1 protein-coding gene is annotated in these 7,483 nt (G+C 50.0%); it reads left to right on the top strand.

Annotation, left to right across the window (positions count from 1 at the left end; genetic code table 11):
- The first annotated feature begins 13 nt into the window (after positions 1–13).
- Positions 14–7,471: a beta-ketoacyl synthase N-terminal-like domain-containing protein gene (locus AC1RRX_RS10375; protein WP_144464319.1), complete on the top strand. Its 7,458-nt coding sequence runs from the start codon at positions 14–16 to the stop codon at positions 7,469–7,471.
- Positions 7,472–7,483: the final 12 nt, after the last annotated feature.

Raw genomic sequence — 7,483 nt, 5'->3', positions numbered from 1 at the left:
GGAGGGGACGGCTTTGCAAAACACTGAAGATCTTCTTTACAAACTATTGGCAGGCCAGCTGAAATCTGTCGGATTTTTTACGGAAAACGAAACGCAGCCTGTCATGCAGGGGTTTTACGGCAGGTGGCTGGAAGAAAGCATCTCCATCTTGGTGCAAAAAGGCTTTTTGAAACAGTCAGGCAGTACGTATGTGTTAACAGGTCCGATAGAGCGTGCGGACGTTCTGTGGCAAGAATGGGATGAAAAGAAAGCTCCTTTACTCAAGGACAGCAGCAAACAGGCGATGATCACCTTAGTGGAGACCGCTCTCAGAGCTTTGCCGGATATTTTATCCGGCAGAGTTTCTGCCACTGATGTTCTGTTTCCTGATTCCTCAATGGAATTGGTGGAAGGAATCTATAAAAACAATGAAACGGCAGACTATTATAATGAGGTGCTCGCTGACACATTGACGGCTTTCATTGAAGAACGCCTGAAAGAAGACCCGAACGCGGAAATCCGGATATTAGAGATCGGAGCGGGGACGGGCGGGACGAGCGCGGCCGTGTTCAAAAGATTAAAAGAGTACAAACATCATGTGAAAGAATATTGCTACACCGATCTGTCAAAGGCCTTTTTCATGCATGCTGAAAAAGAATACGGTCCCGACAATCCGTATTTGACTTATAAGCGGTTTAATGTGGAAGAGCCCCCGGCTTTGCAGGGTATAGAGGCGGGCGCATATGACGCGGTAATTGCGGCAAATGTGCTTCACGCGACAAAAAATATTAGGCGGACACTTCGCAATGCCAAAGCGGTGCTGAAAAAGAATGGGATTTTGCTATTAAATGAGATCAGCAGCCATTCGGTTTATTCTCACCTGACATTCGGTCTTTTGGAAGGCTGGTGGCTGTATGAAGACGCCGAACTGCGCATTCCCGGATGCCCGGGGCTGTATCCTGAAGCGTGGCAGTCTGCGCTGGAAAGCGAGGGATATCGGTACGTTACATTTATGGCGGAATCGTCACATCACCTCGGCCAGCAGATCGTGGCGGCAGAAAGCGACGGTGTCATCAGGCAAAAGCAGCCGGACACGCAGGCGGTTGAAGAAACTGCGGCTTCCAAAGAGCCGGCTGATGTCACAGAACCGTCTTTCTCAGTCACAGACCGGACTGTGCAATTCATAAAAGAAACGTTAGCCAAGTCCATAAAGCTTGCTCCCGAGCGCATTCAGCCGGAAACCAGCTTTGAAAAATACGGCATCGACTCCATTTTGCAGGTGAATTTTATCCGCGAACTGGAAACATTGACGGGCGAGCTGCCGAAAACGGTCTTATTTGAACACACGAATACGAAAGAACTTGCCGAGTATTTGCTGGAAACTTACCCGGATAAGCTGCAACAGGCATTCGGAGCCGAACAAGCGCCTCCTGAAACAAAGCATCCGGAACCTGCAATGAATGAACCGGTGCCGCTTGTCACGGAAACGCGGCGGTTTATCACTGAACAAAAAGAGCCAAAAGCGCCAAAGCCGGAAACAGAAACCGTCACCGTTAATCGTTCTGACTGTGACGACATTGCCATTATCGGCATCAGCGGCCGCTATCCCGAGTCTGAAACCCTCGATGAGCTGTGGGAGCATTTAAAAGCCGGAGACAGCTGTATTACGGAAGCTCCGGAAAACAGATGGAAATCCGGTCTTCTGAAAACAATGGCAAAAGAAACACGAAAAGAAGAACGCAAAACACGGTACGGCGGATTTCTGCAGCATATTGACGCTTTTGACCATCACTTGTTTGACATCCGGGAAGACCATGTGATGGAGATGACGCCTGAGCTCCGTCTAAGCCTTGAAACCGTATGGGAAACATTTGAAAACGGAGGCTACTCGTTAGAAAGAGTAAACGAATGGCAGGAATCAGACAGCGGCATCGGTGTATTTATGGGCAGTATGTACAATCAATATTTCTGGAATATCCCGTCATTGGAAAAAGCTGCGCTCAGCTCTAACGGAGGGGATTGGCATATCGCCAACCGCATTTCCCACTTTTTCAATTTAACGGGCCCGAGCATGGGCGTTACGACCGCATGCTCCAGCTCACTGAGCGCCATTCATCTCGCCTGTGAAAGCCTGAAGCTTAACAGCTGTTCCATGGCGATTGCCGGAGGGGTCAATCTCACGCTTGAACCGTCTAAATATGATGCGCTCGAACGGGCGAATTTGCTTGAACAGGGAAGTGAAAGCAAAAGCTTCGGAACCGGCACGGGCCTGATGCCGGGAGAAGGAGTCGGGGCAGTGCTCTTGAAGCCGCTCTCCAAAGCGGTTGCCGACAAAGACCATATTTACGGGGTCATTAAAAGCAGCGCGTTGTGTCATAGCGGCGGAAGGCAGATGTACACGGCTCCGGATCCGAAACAGCAGGCGAAGCTCATGGCGGCTTCCATCGACAAGGCCGGAATCAATCCGGAAACAATCAGTTATGTTGAATCAGCGGCAAACGGCTCTGTATTGGGAGATCCGATTGAGGTCATTGCCCTGACAAATGCGTTCGCGCAATATACTGATAAAAAACGTTTTTGCGCGCTTGGATCCGTCAAGTCAAATCTTGGCCATTTAGAGGCGGCTTCCGGCATGTCTCAGCTCGCGAAAGTGCTGCTGCAAATGGAGCGGGAAACATTAGTCCCGACGATTAACGCAAAACCGCAAAATCCGAATATCAACCTTGAACAAACGGCTTTTTACCTGCAGGAAAAAAACGAGTATTGGGAGCGTATGAGGGATGCCGAAACGGGGGACATCATACCGCGGAGAAGCATGATTAATTCCTTCGGGGCAGGCGGGGCATATGCAAATCTCATCGTAGAAGAATATATCAGCCCGAATTCCGATCAGACCCGTCACGGCGATGAGGAATATATTTTCCCTGTGTCAGCGAAAACAAAATGGAGTTTTGAAGCCTATCTTGACAGACTGGCGGCCTTTTTAGAAAAGACGCCATCTCTTCAACCGGCCGCCATCGCATCCGCGCTGCAAAAAAGAACACATCATTCGGAGTATCGGGCGGCATTTACGGCTTCCTCCATTCAGGAACTGTTGGAAAAGCTGGCCGCTTACCGTATGGATCAGCGGAATCTCAATTTCTCCGATTCTGATATTGGCCAACGTGCGCGGCAATGGGAAAAAGGAGAGAATATCGCGTTTGATCAGTTGCAGCAAGAGCACGCTGTTCATCTGCCGGCCTACGCTTTTGACCACGGGACTTCTTTTCAATTCGGTGAATCAGAAAACGCTGGCGGCGTTCAGGCGGTATACAGTGATGACGATCCATACGTGAAAGGGCATCAATTCAGCGGAGAACCGGTACTCGTCGGCGCTACATATAACAGTCTGGCAGTCGATCATTTTTGTGATCTTTTTCCTGAAGCGGAAGGAGGACAAATTAAAAAACTGAATTACGTCAGCCCCATTACCGTAAAAAAAGGCGATCGCATCGAGCTGAAAACAGAATCGAAACAAAATGGGAATGGATTTGAACTGAGCATAATGCACCGCAGCCGCACGTCTCCTGATTGGAGCATAGCGGCGTATGCCGAGTGCAGCCCCTATCCGTTTCAAAAGCAGCACGCGGATCTGGCGGCCATTCAGCGCTCTTACCGGGAAGTGGGCCGGATAGATGAGTTATACGGAGACGGAACGGGACCCGTCGTGTGGGGAGAAGAATTTAAAACGATTACCCGCCTGTACAAAGGCTCTGATGCCGTTTTAGCGAAAGTGAACCTGAACAATAGCGACTCACAACAAGCGCATCATTATGCCGTAAATCCGTTCATCGCCAACAGTGCTTACTTGGCCTCACTTTCTTTATTGGATCAAACGGAGGCGGAAAGCTATCTGCCGTTCGGCATTAATTCCGTCACCTTCAGCAGCCCTGAAGATCTTATCGATTGCTGGCTGCACATCAAGCTGACCAAACAAACGGGGGAAATGATTCTGATTAACGCAGATGTCATCAGCAGCCGATCGGAAGTGGTGATGCGTTTTGAAGGCTATGCCCTGAAACGGTTCCGTCCGAAAACCGAACAGATGAATCAGCCGGCCCGAACGGCTGTTAAGAATGCGGGAGCACCGATTTCTGCCGGCAGTCTGACAGATGATATCCGCAGCTACGTCCTTGGCAAGCTCGCCAAGATGATGGATGAACCCGGGCCATCTCTTCGTTCTGACGCGAATATCATGGAATTGGGACTTGATTCAGCAAGCCTGATCGGGCTGACAAAAGAGATCGGCCAAGAGGCGGACATCGATGTGAATCCAACATTGTTTTTCGAGTATCCGACCGCGGAGGAGCTGACCCGCCACTTCGCGTCAGCATATGAGAGCAAGTTTTCTCAATTGCTTGCCGATCATAAGCATTCAGAAGAGGCCAGGGTCACGGAAACAGAAGAGCGCACTTTACCGAGGAAACAGCATCCGCCTTGTGATAACGCCGATGTCAAGCAAGGAATCGCGATTATCGGTATGTCAGCTCAGTTTCCGCAATCCCCGAATATCCAGTCTTTTTGGGAGCACATCGTAAACGGGGATCACTGTATTACCGAAATTCCGGCGGACCGCTGGGACTGGCGCCGTTACGCCGGTGATGAGAATGACACGAGTCTCAGATGGGGCGGTTTTATTGACGGTGTCGGCGAATTTGACCCGCTCTTTTTCGGAATTTCCCCTAAAGAGGCATCACAAATGGGGCCGGAGCAGTTTCTGCTTTTGATGCATACATGGAAAGCAATGGAGGATGCGGGCCTGACAAATAAGGCGTTATCAAGCAGACCGACAGGCGTTTTCGTTGCCGCGGGCAACAGCGATCCGAACAATGGAACAGCCATCCCGTCCATCATTCCGAACAGAATATCATATGCCTTGAATTTACAAGGACCGAGTGAATATTACGAGGCTGCCTGCACGTCAACCCTGGTGGCATTGCACAGGGCGGTTCAATCAATCCGTCATAAAGAATGTGAGCAGGCTGTCGTGGGTGCAGCCAATATTCTGCAATCGCCGAAGGGCTTTATCGGTTTTGACTCAATGGGATATTTAAGTAAAAACGGCCGGGCGAAATCGTTCCAAAAAGATGCCGATGGCTTTGTCAGAAGCGAAGGGGCGGGCGTTATCATCATCAAACCGCTTGAGGCGGCAATTGAAGACGGCGATCATATTCACATGGTCATTAAAGGAACAGGAGTGTCTCACGGCGGTAAAGGCATGTCGCTTCACGCGCCGAATCCGGCGGGAATGAAGGCCGCGATGAAAAAAGCGTACGAAGACACCGATGTTGATCCGCAAACCGTCACTTATATTGAAGCGCACGGCATTGCCTCCGAAATGGCAGATGCGCTGGAGTTTAATGCAATCAAAGCGGGTTACGGCGAGTCTGCAAATCAAGAGGAAATCGCGCCTTGTTATATCAGCACCGTGAAACCTTGCATCGGGCACGGCGAACTCGCTTCCGGACTGGCCGCCCTTATAAAAGTGGCGATGGCCATGAAGCATCATACCATCCCGGGCATTCCCGGATTTACAGCTGCAAATGAGCAAATGGCCATTCAGAAAAGCCGCTTCCGTTTCACCGAAGACAATCAGGAATGGACACAGCTCACCGACCATACGGGCAGACCGATCCCGCGCCGGGCCGCAATTAACAGCTATGGCTTCGGCGGCATGAATGCGCATGTCGTCTTGGAACAGTACAGCCCGAGCCATAAAGACAAAGAATCTGTGCATGAACCGCAGCTTATCGTGCTTTCTGCTAAGAGCGAAGGGCGTCTTAAGGCGGTCGCAAGTCAGCTGGCTGATTTTGTACAAACTGGAGATACTCCGTCATTGCGGGATATTGCTTATACGCTTCAGACCGGCCGTGAGGCGATGAACTGCCGCCTGGCCCTCGTTGCCCGCAATCAAGATGAATTGCTGGAAAAACTGAAAGAGTACAGAGCATTTTCCGAAGAAAGCAATGGAATGAAAAGCTTCTTTACAGGCATTCAGCAGACTGGATCAGGAGATATCGGCGTTTTACTGGAAGGGACTCTCGGTACAGTCGTCACGGAGACGCTGTTGGCTGAAAACAATCTCGAAAAACTTGCATTTTGCTGGGTGAAAGGTGCGGATATACCGTGGGACAGACTCCACCAAGGCAAATCTGTTCAAAGAGTGCCGCTTCCGACATATCCTTTTGAAAACCATAAGTATTGGAACGGCGGTAAGCCAGAAGACATCAGCCTTGCACCGGTTTCACAGAATCCTCAGATCCGCTGCGGGAGCGCGGCTGACATTGTGGCAGACATTTTGGGGATGAAGGCAGCGGAAATTGATCAAAATAAGCCGCTGACTGAATACGGCTTCGATTCAATCTCCTCTATTCAGCTGCTGAAAAAACTTGAGGACGGAGACAGCCGCATCAGTCTGGAGGCTCTTCAGAAATGCAGCACTCTTCAGGAGATCGGCATGCTGTTAAAAATGAACCAACCGCAGGAGACGGGCCGGAATTTTCCAGAACTCGTCAAGCTGAATGATAGAGAAAAAGGCCGTCCTGTTTTTTGGTTTCACGGCGGAACGGGAGGCGTGGAAGCATACCAGCCATTCGCCAAAAAGAGTCAGCGACCTTTTTACGGCATCCAGGCAAGAGGTTTGACAGGGAAAGAGCCGCTGCAAGGAATCGAAGAGACGGCCGCTTCTTATAAGAGAATCATCCAAGCGGTACAGCCGAAAGGCCCTTATGATCTCGGCGGATATTCCTTGGGCGGAATGCTTGCATATGAAACCGCGCGCCTCTTGCAGGAGGAAGGTCATACGGTAAAAAGCGCCGTCATGATCGACACCCCGTACAGTGAAAAATGGAAAGAAAGAAAACCATCTGTTAAGTCAGTCATGCTGCAAACGATCAATACGATGCTTACAGCATATCTTAAGCCTGAAAACCTTGAAGAGGCATTAATCAGCAGAGAAGACATTACCGTCCAGGCTGAGGAAGAAGAAGTATTGAAAGAATTGATCGGCCTTGCCAAAAAGCGCGGTCTGCCAAAATCCGAAGAAGCAATCCGGATGCAGCTGGAGCAAATGATGAAGACGCAGCTCGCTTACGGAATGGAAGAGTATGACATGAAGCCGCTGCCTCATCCGGAAGCGCTGCAATGCTACTACTTCCGTAATAAAAGCGGTTTGTTCCTCGGAGATCTTGAACGTTATCTGACGGCAGAGGAAGAACAAATTCCGTTAGACTATGATGCGTATTGGAAAGAATGGGAACGCCAGATGAAACAGTTTCACCTGCTGGACGTCCACTCTTCCAATCATGTCACGATGCTGTCGGAACCGAAGCCGCAAAACGCCATTAAGGCATTCTGCGAAAAACTGTACGCAAACAAAGGAACGATAAGCGCAAATTTCCTTAAATCTTTCAGAAAAAAGCTGGACGAAACAAATGAGTTGGTAAAACGGTAATAGAGAACGGCC

The organism is Bacillus sp. GW821-FHT11D08 (assembly GCF_058808515.1).
This window is presented reverse-complemented; position numbering and strand designations above follow the sequence as displayed.